This window comes from Echinicola pacifica DSM 19836, assembly GCF_000373245.1.
Lineage (GTDB): Bacteria > Bacteroidota > Bacteroidia > Cytophagales > Cyclobacteriaceae > Echinicola > Echinicola pacifica.
This window is the reverse complement of record NZ_KB890739.1, coordinates 987,332-1,005,380: the sequence shown is the minus strand read 5'-3', so window position 1 is coordinate 1,005,380 and position 18,049 is coordinate 987,332. Positions and strand designations below refer to the sequence as shown.

Here is an 18,049-nt window from a genome sequence, read left to right as displayed (position 1 = left end):
TTGGTTGGTTATCCTCTCCGCGATGCAGCTAGGGCAGCAGACAGTTGGGTTTTAGTGTTTTATTATTGACAATATAAGGTGATCGTATTGGAATAGCCCTTTGCGGAGACTTTTAATTGTACCGTACCTCTTTGGCCTTTGAGGCTTTGCAGGATGATAAGCGCACGGCCATTCTCGGTAAGTAGGCTCTTTGAGTTTTTGGAGCGGAAGTTATAGGGGCTCCCATTATCCAGCCCCAGCACCCTTGCGGGTCCGCTCAGCTCGATGGTCAATTCTTCCTCTTCATACCTTACGGGTCTGCCCTGTGCATCATATATTTTCGCTATTATATGGCTGAGCTCATAGCCATCCGCCTCGAGGTATTTTTGGTCTGCCTCGAGCTGGATAGCGTTGGCGGGACCTGCGCTCAGGAGGGAAGACTGGACGAGCTCGCCCGCTCTGCTTCCCCGTACGATCAGCTCTCCTTCCTGATATGGCACCAGCCATTTGTATATCCGATCGGGAAAAGCCTCGAGTTCCTTGACCCCATACGAATGGCCATTGAGAAGTAGCTCCAGCTGCTCCATATTGCTGATGGCTTCCACCACGATGCTGTCGCCCTTTTGATAATTCCAATGTTCATTGGTCTCCGGCCAATACCAGATCGACTTTTCCCAGGCACCTTTTACTTTCTCCTCTACCTCATGACTATCAGTGTCATATCGGAAGGCCGTTTTAGAAAGCAGCTGGCTGCTGATCGATAAGGTCGGAGCATCTGTCCAGAGGGATTTCATCATATAATAAGATCTTTTTTCGAACCCTGCATAGTCGAGCAACCCGCTTTTCACTCCTCGGGACCTTCGGGCGGTGCTTCCTTCCCGGTGGTGGCTTTCACCCATATAGTCCACACCCGTCCATAAAAATACACCGGCCACAAAAGGTCTTTCCATTACCGCTTTCCACTCATGCCACTGGGGAAGGTTTTCGGTTCCTAATATGGGTAAGTCGGGAAAATGCTCATGACCATAGTCATACATCACCCGGCGGTAACTGAATCCTATCACGTCCAAGGCATCTGCATATCCACTGATATAACTTGCGGATGGCAAGATGCAGTTGGCCACCACCACCCGCGTGGTGTCGAGCGACCTGGTCCATGCGGCCAGCTGCTGGGCAGTGGCGCCGATGGTATAAGCAGGAGCAGGAAGGGAATCATACCGCGCCTTAATCTGCTCCGGACTTAGCCTGGTGGGATTCCAAAAGTAATTACCACCCGCGTCAGCATCCCAAAATCCGGTGGACAATTTATTCCTGGGATAGGTCCATTCTATTTCGTTGCCTATGGACCACTGGAAAATCGAAGCGTGATTTCTATGAGCGAGGATGGTGGCCTTCAGGTCTGCCTCGCCGAACTCATGGAAATACTCCGATGAGCCTCGGCTGATCGCATCATCATGCTGCTCGTCCATATTCCATCGCTTATCTTTGGGGTAATCCCATTCATCGAAAAACTCATCTTGAACCAAAAAGCCCATCTCATCACATAGCTCCAGCAGCTCCTCAGCGCCAGGATTATGAGCGATGCGAATGGCATTGCATCCCGCCTCTTTTAGCTTGGCGAGTCTCCTGCGCCATAGGTCTTTGGGGACTGCTGCCCCCACCGTGCCCCCATCATGATGGAGACATACCCCTTTGATTTTGGTATTCTTGCCATTCAGGAAAAATCCCTCATCTGCATCAAATCGGAAGGTTCTGATCCCAAACCGCGTTGAATAAACATCCTCGACCCTATCTCCCAGCATCAGCTGCAGCTTAAGGGTATATAATTCGGGCCTATCGAGCTGCCAGATCCTTGGGTTTGCAAGTTTCATCTCCTGATTTAAGCTAAGTTGATCACCCGCAGCAATGGCCACTGGGTAGGCAGCCTGTGCCACCTTAGTGCCATGGGCATCGATAATCGTCGCCTGAAGAGAGGCCTCCTTAGCTTCTGCATATTCATTGGTCAGGTCTATACTGATGCCCAGAGTGGCAGCATCAGCGCTGACCTCGGGACTGCTGACAAATACCCCCCACACAGGAATATGCAGCTTTCCAGTCTGGATTAGTTTTACATTCCTGTAAATCCCCGAACCCGGATACCATCTGCTATCGGCATACCGTGTGCGATCCACTTTTACGGTGATCGTGTTTTCCTTGCCACCAGGCTTCAGGTGGGGACTTAGGTCATAGTAAAACGGGGAATAGCCATAGGGATGATAGCCCAGAAGCTTACCGTTGATATAGGTATTGCTATGATTATAGACTCCGTCAAATAGAATATAAGTTTTGGTATCTGAGGATTCTGGGGAGCGTAGGGTTTTCTTGTACCAGCCGATCCCTCCGGGAAGATAACCCGTAGCCCCTTCCAAATTCAGTGTATCAAAGGCCTCCTCCACACTCCAATCATGAGGCAAATGAACGGCTCTCCAGCCCTGATCTTCTGAGGCCGATTCTGTCAATTGATCTTCATAGGAGAGTTTAAAAAACCAGTTCCCGTTGAAATCCTCGGTACGGGAGGACTGGGCATGGCAGGTAAAAGCCGGGGCAAATACCGCTGTCAGTATCAAGCCTAGTCCAAGCCAAACGGAGATAGAAAAACTCGAAAGATATCGCATGGTAAAGTATAATTTTGGATTTGCAAGGAATGGGAAATGCATCCTTCATGGAAGAAGTATTGGTTTTCCAGTTACAATATTGATAAAAATAAGACGGAGGTGCTTTTCCTATTTTGTGTTAAAAGTATGCTATTCCATCACCTATTTTATTAATCCTAAGAAATCCCCTCAAAGGATAAACTAATTTCTTCTAAGGGGAATGGTTATAGTGGTAGGGTTTCATTTCTTTTTTGGGGAGAGCCAACGAGAGGATTTCTTTTTAGGTGAAAGCTCAGGAGGGGGGAATTAGGAGAATAGAAATCACCGGGCATCGCAGCAAGCTACCCGGTGAGATGAGATCAAATCATTGGGTGGGTTCCAACTTCCACGTTCTTATCCACTCATACTGAGTTTTCCGTTCTGCCAAAGGGGCGCTGGCGACAGCTCCCCCATCAGCAGGTACGGGATTCCAGTCGTACGTTTCGATGGCCATCTGCAGATAAGCGGGCATATCCCAGTCCACTTCAGGATGGATAGAGTAGGCATATTTACCATCAAGGAAAAACTGCACTTCATCCTTTGACTTCCACCATGCGGCATAGACGAAGTATCTTTGATGATTTTCGGTGAAGGGTTTAATTGAATTTTGGAGCTGATAATGGTCCACGCAGGTGGTCTGGCGGTGGATGCAGTTGGAGTGGAAGATTTTGTCCCAGCCATTGACCCAGGTGGCGGCTTGTGGGGATACCACGCCTACACATTCCTGAATGTCCAATTCCAGTTTTTTCTCACAATCATATTTAGTCATCAGCCAAAATGTCGATGACATTTCCGTTTTGTTGGCCTTCATCTTTGTTTCATAATACCAGCCCACTTGTCCTGGGTTGATGGACCTTACGATGGCTCCTTTGTATAAGAATTCATTCCCATTAATGGTCTGGGGCTGATCGAGCTCGCCTACGGTGATGGTCATTTTGCCATTTTCGATGGATACATTTTCGGGCTGAAATAAGCCCGGAGGTCTTCCAATCCAGTTCCAACCGTTCCCGACAGGGTCCAACTGCCATTTACTGGTGTTGATGGTGGCGGCATCAAATTCGTCGGACATATTCTCCACTTTAGCCCATGACTTTCCTGCGGGGGTAATATCCTCGCCAGGAAGGAAGTAAGGACCCGTGGCTAGGGTAAGGTGCGCAGAATCATAGTCCTCTGTGATTTCAGGACCTTCATCCGCTGCTGAGGTGCATGCCACTGAGCAGGTGGCCATCAGGACAAAAGATGTGGCAAAGCTAAAATTCCTCCCCCTCCATAGCTTGGTCAGGAAGGGGATATTCCATGTCAATTTGGTGTATTTTTTCATTGTGTTTTTTTTCTGGTTCTATTGTTTAGGTTTTATTGTTAAAATAGCTGCGAGTATTAATTCATCATTTCAATTGACCGACCAGGTCCGCACCCAGTCGATGGCCGTGGATCGATCGATTTCGCTGAAGCCAGCCATTCCTTCCTGGTCCTTGGGGTATTTGTTCCAGTCATAGACATTGCTGGAAAGCGTGATAAACATGGGGAAGATAAATTCTCCACTTTTGGGATGAAGCTGGTACACTTCTTCGCCATTTAGGAAGAAGATGAAGGTATTGGGATCCTTCCACCAGCAGCCAAACACCTGGAAATCCTCTGATGCTAATTGGCTGAGCAATTTTTTGTTTTGATTTCTAGCATTTTCGAGTGGCGAGCAGGCTTCGGTGGTTTCCCGATTGAGGACATTGCTATGCATCATCTGATCCCAATGGGTGGACCATTCCTCGGCTAGAGGTCCACGCTGGCCCACACTTTCCTGAATATCCAGTTCGGTAGTACGCTTGCATTCCTCCTCTATGTATTTCCGCACATTGATCAGCCAAAAAGAGGAAGACATCTGTGTCTTATTAGCGCGCATGCGCGCTTCCATATACATGCCCGGCTTGGCAGTGGCGGTGGATCGGATGATTCCCCCGGCATATTCCCTATCCCCTTGCTTTTCGGCTAGCTGCTGTACAGTGATGGTCGCTGCTCCGGCCAGCACCTGATCGACCTGCACAGTGGATGGGCTAAAAAGGCATTGGGTGGATCCCTGCCAGGGGAAATATTCTGTGGGGCCATTGGTCCATTTATCGACATTCAATCCGGATGAAGATCGGGAATCCCGCTGATCAAATTCATCCGACAGGTCTCCGACCAGGGACCATGAGGCAGTAGAATTCAAAGGATCCTGTCCCGGTAAGAAGCTAGGGGAAATAATTCTTTGATCTGCGGAGCTATCCACAGAGGTAGGCTCCGCCTGGCTAGTGCAGGAAACAGAAAGTACCGCTAATATGATAGAAAGTGAGAGCCTGGTATGTTTTAGAGATGCAGGAAGCGCTGGCTTGGCCAATCCCTCCATAGTTGCAGTGATACTGCCCTGGCCTTCCAGTGGAATGACGCACATCTCGGGAGCCATCATAATGGGTTTGCTATTATAAATCAGCCTTTTGATTTCAAGAAAGCCGCGATAGACCCGCTTTCGGAAGCTAGATGGATAGTACATAGATCATCGGAAATTTTAGGTTTATTATTGTTTTGCGTTGCAATACTATTTCTACAACGGCACTAAAGTTCTCCTAAATCCCTTCAGATTTCTGCTTCAAATGTGTTTTGGTCTGGTATAAATGTTTCTGGCCATAATTATCTCTCTCTCAGGCCATGCCAAAATGCCCTACCCCCCTATCGACTCGGGTCGGCTCTGTATACTTGATCTTACCCTCTGCATATTCAACCTTTTCTTCAGGCCCTTGAAGTCTAAGCCCCTCTATATTCCTAGGTTCTTCTAGAAGTATAGATTATTACAAGCAGTTAGTGAAGTTGAAGAAAAAATCATATACTACCTCTTAACATTAACACTCAAACTTATTATCACTACAAATACAAGAAACTTATGGATAGAAAATCCTTTGATTCCCTTGCTTATTTTGCTAAAAAAAATGGCACAACTCTAAACGAATCAGAAAAAAAATTCTTAACAGGAGAAAGGCATATTATATCATTTGATTTCTCTGCTAACAACAGTAGTTATTCCCTTAATTTTGAGGAAGTAAGATCGCATACTGCCAGCTATAATAACAAAACTAATAAACTGACAATTATACTTGAAGAAGAGGAAACGATTAGCGATCAAAAATACACCATCAAAAGAGCCCATTCAATCATGAACTTTTTCTTCCCTCTTTCTGGCAAAATTATTTGCGAGCCCAAAAATGACTTACTTAAAAAAACTTTGAATAATGAACCTACAATCTCATTATTCAACAAAAATGAAACAAATATTGAAATAGAGCCTAACAAAATATCATTAAAGATTAGCAACCTAGAAGTAGTCGATATCAATATATTAGAAAATATACTTTCAAGTTTAGAAAATTTTCACAATCGTCTATTAAGCTTGAAAAACACTCATTAGCTTACTTCTTAGTAATCTTTATTTTATTCCCCCATGTACTTTCCGTAGATTTTTCTCAAATAATCCTTAGCCGATCGCAAATATTTATTGGCTCTAAGTGGAATATAGTGGGTAGTCGAATTTGAGTTTGCCAGCAATGAAGTAAATCATATTGATAAAGTTGTTGATATTTCTGTAACCTCGTGCTCTTTTTTTTGCTAGTTGTATTTTAGAGTTGATACCTTCCAAGATACCGTTGTTTAGGTTTGTTTCCGAGTAGTTGACGATTCCGAACCAATGAGCTTTTAGGCTTTTAGCAGCTTTTATGAAAGGGAATATTTTTGATTCCTCTACTAAATCGCACCAATAGGACAGGTATGCTCCCGCTTCCTCTTTGGTTTTGAATGTCCAGAATTCAGCAAAGAGCTCTTTGAGCCTGTACGCATTGGCTATGTTGGGCAATAGGGTCAGGATATCATATTTTGCTTCCTTGGCTTGTTCACTGAGCTTGTTATCGCTTTTCATAAAGGTGTATTTGTATCCTTTCAGCATTGCAAACTCATTCCTTTCCAGCTTTCTCACCTTATCCATGGCTTCATTGATAATCTTGACCACATGGAACTTATCGAATGTTATCGATGCCTTCTTGAAGTTATGCAGGATGCCTGAGATGAACGCAGGCGACATATCTATACACGTTTGTTTGATTTGTTCCCGCTTGCATCCTTTCGATTCAAGATGTCCGGCAATAGCATCGATGGTGTCTGCTCCCTTTCCGGGGACTGCATAAATGACTCTTCTTTCGTCCATGTCTACTGCTACTGTCACGTAGTTATGGCCTTTTTTTGAGGAGGTCTCATCAATTCCCAAAACCGTGGTCTCAGACTGGCAATCGTTTTGGTGAGCTTTTCCAATCCAGTAAGAAAACACATTCCATAAACGCTGCGGATACACATCCATGATATCAGCCGCTTTACTTACAGGCATTTCCGATTCGATCAGTAGCATGCTGAATGCTTCAAACAGCAAGGTAAATCCAATTTCGGGACGAGCCCACGAAACGTTGACCATTCGGGTGCTTCCCTCTGATGTCTGAACTCGAGGCACTCTGGCATGAAGGAAACAAGTATGCTGAAAAAAGTTAAGATGCTGCCAAGTGCGCTCCACCGTATCATGGGTTTTCCCCCCAGGAAACTTAAATCCCTTTTCAAAATCAAGTTAAATGTCAAGTTGTCCCTGACCACCAGACTCTGGCTTAACCATATCAACCTTTGTAATAAACCAAGGCTTTTCCAACCCCAAAGCCATCTCGAAAATCTGCGTACTGTTCATCTAGCAAAATTAATCTATTACTAGTTTAGTTGTATATTACCCACTACAAATCCTATAGAGCCTTAATAATTCCTTTAACCTTAAATACTCAGGCAAATAAAAGCCATCAGCAAAACATTTATAGTAAGAATGATAAACATTCTTAAGTTCATCAAAATCACTCCTTTTCGTCAATTTTGCGATTATTAACGATTTTGTCCCCTTAAAAATATCACCTGTAAGCGATGTGTCATTTATATTTTAATTAAGTTGCTCGTCAATTGCAGACAAGTTGTCAAACTTCACAAAAAAAGGCAACGCAACATTTTCAAACAAATCAAATAAATTATCTACGATACTATTAATTTGATTTTCATTTGTTAATTCAAATCTTGCATTAATTCCTTTATAATTGTCCATATCTTCTATCGCAGTGCCTATTGTTGGTGTGCCTTTTTGATATTTCTTATCAAATTCTGAAATACGGTGAAAAATATCTTCAACAACATCAAAACGTATCAATAAACTTGGCTTAAGTTCCCAACCACCATTTTCCCGGACTAGAAAAACAATTTGATATTTATTCCATCCAAATTCTGTTTTTTGTAAAAACTCACACGCAGACCTTAGTAACTTAAAATCAAAAGGCTTTATCTTCTCATTAAGAAGTTTCAATACCTCAATTTTTAAAAATTCTCTCTCTGTCATTGGTTAATATCTTTAGGTCTGATAATATCTACTTTTGTTGGAGGTATTTTAATAGTATCCGTCCGAGGAACCCATAGGAATTGTGCTTGGAATTTCAGGGAATCGGACGGATACATATGATCCACTCCACGATCAATGAAGATGATAAAACCGTAACCGTAAGGGCTGTTTTCCATACCTACCTCGATCCGAAGAAGTGGACAGAGAGGTAGTAAAAAGCCCGAACTAGTCGGGCTTCAAATTGCTGTAAAATTTCTTTTTGTAACTCGGCTCGTAGTTATCAGGAATAGTGTCGGTGTCTCGATAAAAGATGTAATCTTCCTTTACCTGCCAATCAAATTTATAATCACCAACTTTCAACGAGTCTTTAAGGCTTGAGATTTCATTAAATGCATTGATTTCAAAAACCTTCAATCTTTGATTGTCGATCTCCGATGAGTAGCTTTTCTTCTTAAGCTTAACATTAATTTTTAGTGCTGCATTCTTATAATACATATCATCCCCTCTAATATACAACTCACCTATTTCACTCTTTGCTAGAGTCTCGTTTTCACGTTGAAGGTGGTCAAGATAACCATACTTAATTCCACTTATTTCTACAATAGGCTGTGATTTAGTTGGGTCATAATAAACCTTCCAAGAAAAAGATTTCCCAATATAAATTTCTTCCAGTTGATTATTATAGGATAGCAATCCCATTAATAATATTGCTAAAAATGACTTTACCATATTATCTATAACTATTGTGCAAATGATATGAAAATAATGATGGTCTTGCTCCTATACTTCTCATGTACATTTGAGCATTCAATATAAACAGATGGATTCCGATTGAGGGTGCGCCAGCAATGGTTAAAGCCCTTGCCGTATGATTAACACAACTACTACAGTATAAATTGTATTTAACACTTTTATCAAGCCCCGCTCCGTATTTAGCAATCCTTAGATTAATCCCCTTAACCGTAACCTTTGAAACATCCCCACCAGCATCTACATTATTTTTCCAGTCATTTGTTCCCTTATTAAACTTAAATGGATTGAATATCCATTTCCCTCCTGGGTCAGGGCCATCTGATACAAAAGAATTATGAGGGTTGGTTTCTCTTACTTTAGTCAATGCGCTATGCCCAATAGCGTCAGAATTTTCTGTGTTAAGTTGTACTTCGCTTGGTTGGAAGCCAGCCAAAATATCTCCTGCATTAGCAATTGCTCCTAACCCAGTTTTCGGCTATCAATCCATACGGATAATAGTCCGTCATCTGGATCACCGGCCCTTCAGCTACCTGCACACTGAAATCATCAAAGAACGCTTCCGACGCAGTCGGACTGTCATTACTGGTATAAATATAATAATACCCCGGTTCTTCTGCGACCACTTCTTGAAAAAGTTCTTCCTACCTTTATGTACCTGCCATGGCCTTACAAGCATGGGGATAAGGTATTGAGTTGGAAACTCAACTTGAAAGGTTCCGCAGCACAGTTGGCAGAACAACGAGGTGGGGAAAACAGACTGGAGCTGGACAGGTCGGTCATAGACCGGATCGTGGCTATTTGCTTGGGGAGACTAAGGATAGAGAACTGCTCAAAGACCCTTCTATGATGAGACAGCTAAATGATATTTCAATATTTCCTGAACTGAATAAGCAATGTCTCTCTCTACATTCTAGATGCTATTATTAACAATGTGAAGCTAAAAGCTATTCAGGGATAGTGTCGCTATTCAATAAAAAAGCCACCCCGAAGGATGGCTTTGATTTAATTACTTAATCGCTTTTGTGCAATTTTATATTTCTGCTTGAAAGAGGTTGGTAAACTCTCTTCATCTACCTTTTTCAAATGCCTGATAACATCTGTGTAATTTCCTTCTTTCCACGCTTTGTTAGCTGCCTCCAAAGATTGTTTATTTATTAGGCTTTCCGTGTATTCACTACTTCTTCTCTCGCTGAACTTTTCAAGACTAATTACATCAGATTCATTTCCTTTTATTAAACCTTCTCCGTCCCCTACAAAAAACAAGAATACATTGTTTACAAAAGTCTCTTGAGGAAGGTTACAAAGTTTCAAATCAGAGTTAAAAAACTCCTTCATTACTTGATTGTCAATTTCAACTTCTTGAAAACCGTCTCTACCAATCCATAGAGTATTTGAGTTCTCACGTGGGTTATGAACCATTGCAACAACCAAACTACCCGATTCATAATTAACAATATGCTTTGATTGCTCAGTTAGTTTAAACCCATTCTCTATGAATAATGGGTGAAGTTTTTCAGATATAAGTTTATTGAATTCCATGTGCTATAACCTCCTTATTTAAAATCCTGGTGGCATCCATGCCCCTTTACTTGGGTTATAAATCCATCCTCTACCTTGAAGGATTGACCTTTCCGCATTCAAGAACCCTTTCGTAGGAATCAGGTTTCCACCTGTTGTTCGATACGAATCAAAAATGGGTTTACCTAACCCCATCTCTCTTCTTAAAGCTCCATAGTTCGCTTTCCAGTTTAAGTTCCTTTATTTGGCAAGTGGAGCATATAATCCCCTGTCTTCCATCCAACATTTTTACCAGTTTGAGGTGCGCCCCATTTGAAAAGATTCAATCCACCCTGCGTACTCGTCTTAGCGGCAATTTCACTCTAAATCAAATTCCAATTCATCACTTTTGCCTATCCATATAACATCCTCTTCCGCTCCTTTAAACATCACATATGAGTTTGATAAATCAACAACTTCTTTCCATGATAAATTATTATTTAGTAAAATCTCATTGTTATATTCTAACCTTTCTTCATTTGTGAAAAAATAATATACTGGCTGCTGAAAACAATACCACAAATCAACTATTAAAGGTAGTAATTCTTCTTTCGATTTAGCAGCATTAAAATTGAATGAAATTTCAAATAAATTTGAATCAACTTTCAAGCTCTTTACACCAAGTGATACACCTTCTTTTTTTAATTTATCTATTGATGAATCTTCATAATTATTTCTTCTCAACTGAATCAAAACATTACCCGCAAACTGAATAAGTTTATTCAATAACTTCAAAATAAACTGTTTGCTTTGATAATCATAATCAACTCCTTTTATAGAAAGGAGTTGATTATTTTCATTCTTATGAGTTTTAATATCCATTACTATTTTATTTGATTGGATTAAAAAATGGTGCCTTGAAAGATGATGGATACCATGTTCTTTGAGCTGCACTACCATACTTCACCCCGTTCCAATGGAATCTTACACTTGAATGTAACCCCATTTTACCAGTTGAATGCAACTTTCCATAATCCCATCTCCATAACGCTCCACCTGGTTTCATCTGCTTAGCAAAAAATATAGTTCCAGCTCTTGAACCAGCTGCTGGGTTGGCATAAAGGGCTTCTATTTTATAATTCCCTATTTTCAGCCCGTTTTTTCCAAAAACACCATAACCACCTCTAAGACCAAATGGATTTACCCCCTTAGCGGCAGACAAAGCCCTTACCCCTCTAATTGCCGCACTGAACACCATCTCCCCTCCAACCATCTCAGGAATGCTCAATATCGCCCCACCGAAAGGATTACTGGCAAATGCCTCATGTGCTCCATATACCCCACCAGCTACAGGATTGAGCCCACTGGCTAAGAGTTTATGCCAATCAGCTGCATCAAATCCTTTAAGAGAAGAAATGGTTTGAGGAGCTAAATCAACATAGTTCCCTCCCAAGTAAAACTGATCATAATCTACCGCAGTGGCATCATAGCCTTGAGACAAGCCTAGAGGGTTCGCATTGGCCATGGCATTACCGCTCAATGCAGCACCTCCAAGTGCTCGCGCCCATTCCAGTGGATTGCTAGGCATTCCTTCACCCGCAAAAGTACTTGTAAGCGAACCCATTGCACCTCCAATTGTATTGGACGCCTGAACTCCCACACCTAAAGCATTCAACCCAGCGGAAAAACCTAGGCTCGCCCCTGCAGATAAACCTCCCAAGGCAGCTCCCCTACCAACCTGACTTCCGAACTGTCCCCAGTCCCATTGTCTTCCTGAAATTGCAGTGGAGGTAGCATACATTGCTGCTGAGGATCCCGCTCCAAGTACAGCTCCCCACAATGCCGCATCGATTATTGTTCCCACTCCTGGGAGTATTGCACTAAATACAAACTCACCGTCGGGATCAATCCCCATTACAGGATTATTCCCCATGGCCAGGTATGGACTCATAAACTGGTTCTGCGGATCCACCGCAAACCACCTTCCCAATGCCGGGTCATATTGCCGAGCATGAAAATCGTACCAGCCTGTCTTATCATCAAGGGTCTTGGACTGGAACAGTTCCTTCGTAAACGCTTCCCCTTCCCTAACCCAGTTTTCGGCTATCAATCCATACGGATAATAGTCCGTCATCTGGATCACCGGCCCTTCTGCTACCTGCACACTGAAATCATCAAAGAACGCTTCCGACGCAGTCGGACTGTCATTACTGGTATAAATATAATAATACCCCGGCTCTTCTGCGACCACTTCTTGAAAAAGTTCTTCATGGGCGACATTGGTCCCATCTTCCCGTGCCGCCTCGCTCATCTGCACATAGCCTCCGTGCTTGTAGTTATGGTCCTTATCGAAGAAGAGGTAGTTTAGGTAAGAGGGCGGTGCCTCCCCATCATTGTCCTTGCTGCCCAGCATTCCGGCAAAGGGACTGGCATTTTCCATGGACCTGGCTGCAGCGGAAGCTGCTCCTCCATCGATGCCCGATGCGGCATTCGCCCCTGTCATCGAAGACACCAGGGCCATTACCGCCGGATTCATTTTCTTTTTGTCTAGATCCAGGTATTTGCCGAATACCCGCATTCTTACTGTATCTCCAGGTAAAACGCTTACCGATCGGGCTATGCCGATATTCTCTCCCTGGCCACCGCTGAGACGCATGGCATATTGGCTTTCCTTGGAGTCTGTGTGGTCAAACAGTGGCTCCCCTATTTTCGTAGCCTGCTCGTACTGTTTGAACTGCTTGGATTCCACATGGGAATTCTCCGGCTCTTGGTGTAGAATTAGCTGAACTATTCACTACCAATACGATTCAGGAGGTGAACTCTTACGATAAAATATTGATGAAAAAAATACGCTTGATGGAAAACCTTTCTGATGATGAGCGTAAAACCATCTTCACTATACTTGATGCCTTTGTAGGCAAGAAAAAACTAAAGGACACACGCAAGGGTGTCCTTCAAGATGTTTGATTTATTCATCTCTCTCAACAAGGACAATAAATTTAAAACGGTATCATATTAAAATATCCTAACACGAACAATACCATGGGTATCAGAATTAGTATTGCAAACTCCAACCCATTCTTAATGAATTTACCTCTATTATAGAGGAACCATATTGTCAGCAGTTGAATAATTAATGCTAGAATCAGAATATAGTCCGTATACTTTTCGCTTGAAGCACTTGCTCCAATGCCAAACAAGAAAGACATCAAAACACTTAATATTCTTAACCCAGCAAACAATGCCACATTAACAAGCACAAGAAGAACAACTCTTATCATTATTTCTCTTAAAAGTAAATTCAATTCCCAGCTCCTCCATCTTTTTCTTAAACGCCTCTACAGTCTTTGTCTTGTCACCATCACCGCTTGATACCGCAAAAAGAAACGCTCCAACCTCTCTAGTAAATGAAGCATTTCCGTGAGAAGTCGCAACATTTCCTACTTCAGAATGAACATTACCTGCACCTTCAATATCATCTACCTTATAATTCTATCAATCGCCTTTTTCATTTACTTGCCAAGCACAGGATTCTCCTGAAAAAATTGTTGATAATTTTTTCTCCATGTTTGAAAAGAATAAAGCTTCGGAAGCTTTGGACTACCTTTTTTCCACTAATAAGTTATCCGATACATCATCTTCCCAAATAGAAAATTTAAAAAAATCAATTAACTCGCTCTATTAAATTATTAGGGGAATTTCATGGTAATGAACTTATTGCCACTAAGAAAGTTGGAGATTCAGTGATTTTATATTCATATGTAATGAAATACGATCTCCAACCTATCAGGTTTACTTTTATCTTTTACAACCCCGACAATAATTGGAAGGCACAAAACTTCCTGTTTGATGACGATTTACTTGATGAGCTTGTGGACTCATCCAAGTCCCTCAATTAAATCTGAACAGAGTTTCCTTTTATTTTATCTTCCCGTTTCCTAAACCAATACTTGGCTATGGCCAGCCCTATGGCTAAAACAGCCCAATGAGCAACGGTTAGGATTGCTATAAATATTGGGGCTGTAAACAAAGGAACAATAAACCCTAAGAATCCCGTCAATTCCCGTCCATTCAGGTTAGCTGGAACTATTCCAGCTAACGCCAAAAATGCCATAATGATGGCCACGGGAATATAGAAAGCGGAACAACAAATCCCTATAAGTTTAAATAGGCTTTTTGTGCTCAATGATTTAATTAGCTCCTTGGTACTACGCATAACCTTCAATTTAACATTCTCCATTTCTAATATAAGGATTCTGAAAACTCATTCCTTAAAGCCTCTAAATATGCTCCTGTCGCTTCAGCAGTACTTTTTACGGTATCATAAACATCTCCTAAACTAATGGATCCCCCAACTTTAACTACTTTGCCTATTTTCGCCTCTCCCCCAATTGTTAGGTCCTCATTGGTTGCTTCAACCCCAGTTGTCCCTTCGTTGAAACTTCCATCTAATTTTAACCCTTCTGCTGAAACATCGATCCCTTCTGAAGATGAATAGTCCGCATTCACTTCAAAAGCACTGGCAGTCCCTTCCAGTTTTGTATCTTTTACACTTAAAGAAGCTGAAGCATCTCCAACTGTTATATTGGCATTGCCCTCAAGCTCTCCTCCATTGGAAACATTTGTGCTTAAGCCAACACTGACCGTACCTAAATCAATATCTCCCTTTACAGGCCCCAACGTTACCGACCCACTTATTCCTGGACCTGCCTTTTCACCTATTTTAATACTTCCAGTGAAGATATTTGATGCACTTGACCTGGCTGATTCAATATGTTGCAATACTTCAGGATCAAACATCGCTCTTATAAAAGGATTACTCACAGGAATAGGACTATCCGGCCACATCCCATCGGGGTCAATCAGTTTTATAGGGTTATTCAACGTATAATTGTAAGGACTGAACGCCTGATAGATTTCCGCCATCGGATCCACAACTCCCCACCTACCTATAGCGGGGTCATACATCCTCGCTCCAAAGTCATCCCAGCCTGTCAGTTCCTGGCGATCCTTGCCCTGATAAAGGTACTTCTGCCCCACTGAACCCGGCCTTGTATACGAGTTAAAGCTGGGGCCGAAAGGATAAAATCATCCTTCTGCACGATCAGGCTGTTTTCATGACTTACTTTAAAATCATCGAAAAACACTTCAATGCGGGATCCAGTTTCATTTGATAGGCCTGTGTGCCAAGGTACATCAATATACACATATCTAAGTTTTATAATCCTGATCGGATAGAATATTAAGAAGGCCAGGGAAGAAAATGGTATGCTGCGAAAGCAGGTAGTAGGTCTGGATCAGTCCAACTACAATAAAATCGAAAATGGTTAACGACAGCTCTCTATTGAAGCTCTTTACAAATTGGCTAAACTATTTACCATGACTACTGACCAGCTTATCAATCTCGAAGAAGGCATCCCTGAAGTGGTAACTGAAGATGAACCATTGACCCAACAATTAATATTGATCAATTAGCACGAAGATGATGTCAGAATGTGATTTTTAAAATGATTGATACCATGCTGATTAAAAAGAAGTTCCAGGACTTCTTTAATAAAAATATAGCTGCTTTATAAAGCAAAAAAGCCTGGACAATACCAGGATTTTTCATTCTATTCATTTATTGTTTTCTTAAGCTTTCCTTTTTTGTTGTAAACCTCGGTGTAATTAATTGCACCATCAGGATGATAATAAACAACCTGTTCCTAACTGCTTAAATAACTGGACTGGTTTTGTTGCCTAAACTAGGAACAAAATGATCGAAGAACTAATCAAAAATGTCCGACTCTCATCAAGTGGTCGCAAGATGCTTACCTCATAACAAAAAGCGCTCATTGTTGAAAATCGCCAGTCCTCTGGCTTATTTTGCCCTAAATGGCGCCTACTCTTAAATGGATTTTCGGCTTTCTCCAATTTATTTATATTCTCTTATTGTATAATTCTATTTTTAGTTAGAATTTCATAATTCGTTATTAGGTTAGGTTTAAAAAGATTTTGTGATCCATTGGATTATTTTACTATTGGCCTCGTCTTCAATTAAGTATACTTTGGGCCCTGGTTCACTGAATTTCTCCTTACTAAGCATATGGTATAAGTTGGGCATAACACAAATATCAATATTGTTATTTTTAATTTCTCTTAAAATTTGTGTGTTTTTGATTGGGTCTACTATTTCATCCATTGAGCCTATTATATAAAATACTGGACTTTCTATATTTTTATATGTTGCTTCATAATCTTTTTTAAGCAAACTTATAAATAGGGTGCTGGATAAGTACTCTTGATAATCCCCTTTGTTGAAACCCGAAGATTTTGCTGCTTTATCAATTACTTTCCTGATTTTTGAATTTTTTTCATACTTATTTAATTGGATAGTAGTATTGACTAGATCGATAAATTCCGCATGTCTATCAGAGGGGATTTTTAAAGTTTTAAAAAATCCCTTATTGGATCCTTTTTCATATTGAAATCTAACAGTATCATAAGGTTTAATAGGTACTGCCCACTGTATGAAAAAATCAATTTGTGCACCCTTTTCATATGCTTCAATAGAAGCCAATCCTCCCTCACTGTGGCCTAGTACTCCAATTTTTTTTTCTTTAATTTCATCGATTTCACGCAATTTGTTTAAGCAATAATACAAGTCATTGTACTTTCTTATATTGGAAAATAGATATAGGTTAGAGTATTTCCCTTGAGATTTACCAACGCCTCTCTCGTCATACCTATATACTGCTACATTGTTTTGTAATAAACTATCTACTAGTTTAAAATGACTATTCCTTCCATCTTTACCAGTACCTGGGACAATAACTAATATTTTATCAAATTTGGATTTTGGTGTTATCAAAGTACCCGATAGTGTAAAACCTTCCTCCTCATTATCGAATTCAATATCTACAAAATTATAATTTTCAGGACTCGCTACTTCTCTCTCATGGCTTAGTACACTTTGTGAAAAACAAGTGGAAATCGTTAAAGTTAAATAGATTGTATATATTAGTATTCTTTTCAGGATATTTTTATGTCCGAAATTAAATGCTTTCATAATTAAATTTCTAGGATATGTTGTTCTGAGTTTTTTTTCACAAGATTAATTAATATTTAGTTTTGGTTTCAGTTTAAAAGTACTAGCTCTTCCATGTTCAATAATGAGGTATTACTAAAATACTTTTTCTTTAAAATATTTTTGTCTTGCATTCCATTAATATTTTCTTTTAGCAAAGAACTTAGATAATTATTATATTTTAAGATTTGTTTTTCTTGGTTTATAAAAGCGTTAATATTTCTGTATACTTTTTAAATTGATCAGGAAAATAAACGGTAATTATTTAAAGATTAAACCTCTCATTCCATTGCAAAATCACCAATTGACCCAAACAGATAAACTTATTAAATATTTCACACTACCGCATTAACCTTAGATCCACTTAAAAACAATAGACACAAACCTAACAAATTGATACAAATCTTAAAACTCATATCGTTATCAAAAATATAAAAAAAAAAATTAAAACAAAAGTTTAAATAAAATATTAAAATCCATCAAAAAATAAAATCAGAAATCAATAATGCATTTTTACCATTTATTTGCGTCTATTAATGCAAACATTAACTAAGACCATTCTTTTCAGACTTAAAACTGGTACTAATTGACTAGATAAATTTTAGGGAGGTGTGGGAAAATAATTTCAATATTGATTATATTTTGTTCAAA

At 40.6% G+C, this 18,049-nt stretch carries 14 protein-coding genes and 2 pseudogenes; 2 read left to right on the top strand and 14 right to left on the bottom strand.

Annotated elements, in window-relative coordinates; genetic code table 11:
* Nucleotides 1-62 precede the first annotated feature (62 nt).
* The 3 genes from B050_RS0108565 to B050_RS22865 all read right to left on the bottom strand — a co-directional run bounded on the left by B050_RS0108565 (nucleotide 63) and on the right by B050_RS22865 (nucleotide 5,175).
* Nucleotides 63-2,633, bottom strand: coding sequence for a sugar-binding domain-containing protein (locus B050_RS0108565; RefSeq protein ID WP_018473500.1), 2,571 nt, complete (start codon nucleotides 2,631-2,633; stop codon nucleotides 63-65).
* A 343-nt stretch (nucleotides 2,634-2,976) separates the two neighbouring features.
* Nucleotides 2,977-3,972 (bottom strand): LamG domain-containing protein, encoded by a 996-nt coding sequence (locus B050_RS0108560; RefSeq protein ID WP_018473499.1) that lies wholly within the window; start codon nucleotides 3,970-3,972, stop codon nucleotides 2,977-2,979.
* Nucleotides 3,973-4,041: 69 nt separating this feature from the next.
* On the bottom strand, nucleotides 4,042-5,175 hold the full coding sequence (locus tag B050_RS22865; RefSeq protein ID WP_018473498.1) for a LamG domain-containing protein: 1,134 nt from the start codon (nucleotides 5,173-5,175) through the stop codon (nucleotides 4,042-4,044).
* Nucleotides 5,176-5,562: 387 nt separating this feature from the next.
* Here B050_RS22865 and B050_RS0108550 point away from each other — a divergent pair, with 387 nt between their 5' ends.
* Nucleotides 5,563-6,084 (top strand): hypothetical protein, encoded by a 522-nt coding sequence (locus B050_RS0108550; RefSeq protein WP_018473497.1) that lies wholly within the window; start codon nucleotides 5,563-5,565, stop codon nucleotides 6,082-6,084.
* A 93-nt stretch (nucleotides 6,085-6,177) separates the two neighbouring features.
* Here B050_RS0108550 and B050_RS0108545 read toward each other — a convergent pair.
* The 8 genes and pseudogenes from B050_RS0108545 to B050_RS22860 form a co-directional block, all read right to left on the bottom strand.
* Nucleotides 6,178-7,395: pseudogene (locus B050_RS0108545) on the bottom strand (ISL3 family transposase).
* A gap of 240 nt (nucleotides 7,396-7,635) precedes the next feature.
* Nucleotides 7,636-8,082: a hypothetical protein gene (locus B050_RS0108535; protein WP_018473494.1), complete on the bottom strand. Its 447-nt coding sequence runs from the start codon at nucleotides 8,080-8,082 to the stop codon at nucleotides 7,636-7,638.
* A gap of 225 nt (nucleotides 8,083-8,307) precedes the next feature.
* Entirely contained in the window at nucleotides 8,308-8,811 is a 504-nt protein-coding gene (locus B050_RS0108525) for a hypothetical protein (RefSeq protein WP_018473492.1), read from the bottom strand.
* 1 nt (nucleotide 8,812) lies between these two features.
* Nucleotides 8,813-9,268, bottom strand: a complete 456-nt coding sequence (locus B050_RS0108520) for a hypothetical protein (RefSeq protein WP_018473491.1) — start codon at nucleotides 9,266-9,268, stop codon at nucleotides 8,813-8,815.
* Between the two features lie 13 nt (nucleotides 9,269-9,281).
* Complete coding sequence (locus B050_RS23405; protein WP_157492619.1) at nucleotides 9,282-9,458, bottom strand: hypothetical protein; 177 nt, start codon at nucleotides 9,456-9,458, stop codon at nucleotides 9,282-9,284.
* 379 nt (nucleotides 9,459-9,837) lie between these two features.
* Nucleotides 9,838-10,374, bottom strand: coding sequence for a hypothetical protein (locus tag B050_RS0108515; RefSeq protein ID WP_018473490.1), 537 nt, complete (start codon nucleotides 10,372-10,374; stop codon nucleotides 9,838-9,840).
* A gap of 336 nt (nucleotides 10,375-10,710) precedes the next feature.
* Entirely contained in the window at nucleotides 10,711-11,214 is a 504-nt protein-coding gene (locus tag B050_RS0108510; RefSeq protein ID WP_018473489.1) for a hypothetical protein, read from the bottom strand.
* Between the two features lie 7 nt (nucleotides 11,215-11,221).
* Entirely contained in the window at nucleotides 11,222-13,081 is a 1,860-nt protein-coding gene (locus B050_RS22860) for an RHS repeat-associated core domain-containing protein (protein WP_018473488.1), read from the bottom strand.
* 89 nt (nucleotides 13,082-13,170) lie between these two features.
* Between B050_RS22860 and B050_RS23740 the strand changes: the two genes are divergently transcribed.
* The gene (locus B050_RS23740; protein WP_262485347.1) at nucleotides 13,171-13,299 is read left to right on the top strand and encodes a hypothetical protein; all 129 of its coding nucleotides are present in this window, start codon (nucleotides 13,171-13,173) and stop codon (nucleotides 13,297-13,299) included.
* Nucleotides 13,300-14,227: 928 nt separating this feature from the next.
* Here B050_RS23740 and B050_RS0108485 read toward each other — a convergent pair.
* The 3 genes and pseudogenes from B050_RS0108485 to B050_RS0108465 form a co-directional block, all read right to left on the bottom strand.
* Nucleotides 14,228-14,548, bottom strand: a complete 321-nt coding sequence (locus B050_RS0108485; RefSeq protein ID WP_157492616.1) for a hypothetical protein — start codon at nucleotides 14,546-14,548, stop codon at nucleotides 14,228-14,230.
* 26 nt (nucleotides 14,549-14,574) lie between these two features.
* A pseudogene (locus B050_RS0108480) lies at nucleotides 14,575-15,405 on the bottom strand (RHS repeat-associated core domain-containing protein); the annotation flags it as partial.
* 910 nt (nucleotides 15,406-16,315) lie between these two features.
* Nucleotides 16,316-17,380 carry a serine aminopeptidase domain-containing protein gene (locus tag B050_RS0108465; RefSeq protein ID WP_018473480.1) on the bottom strand — a complete coding sequence of 355 codons (1,065 nt, stop codon included), beginning with the start codon at nucleotides 17,378-17,380 and terminating at the stop codon, nucleotides 16,316-16,318.
* Nucleotides 17,381-18,049 lie beyond the last annotated feature (669 nt).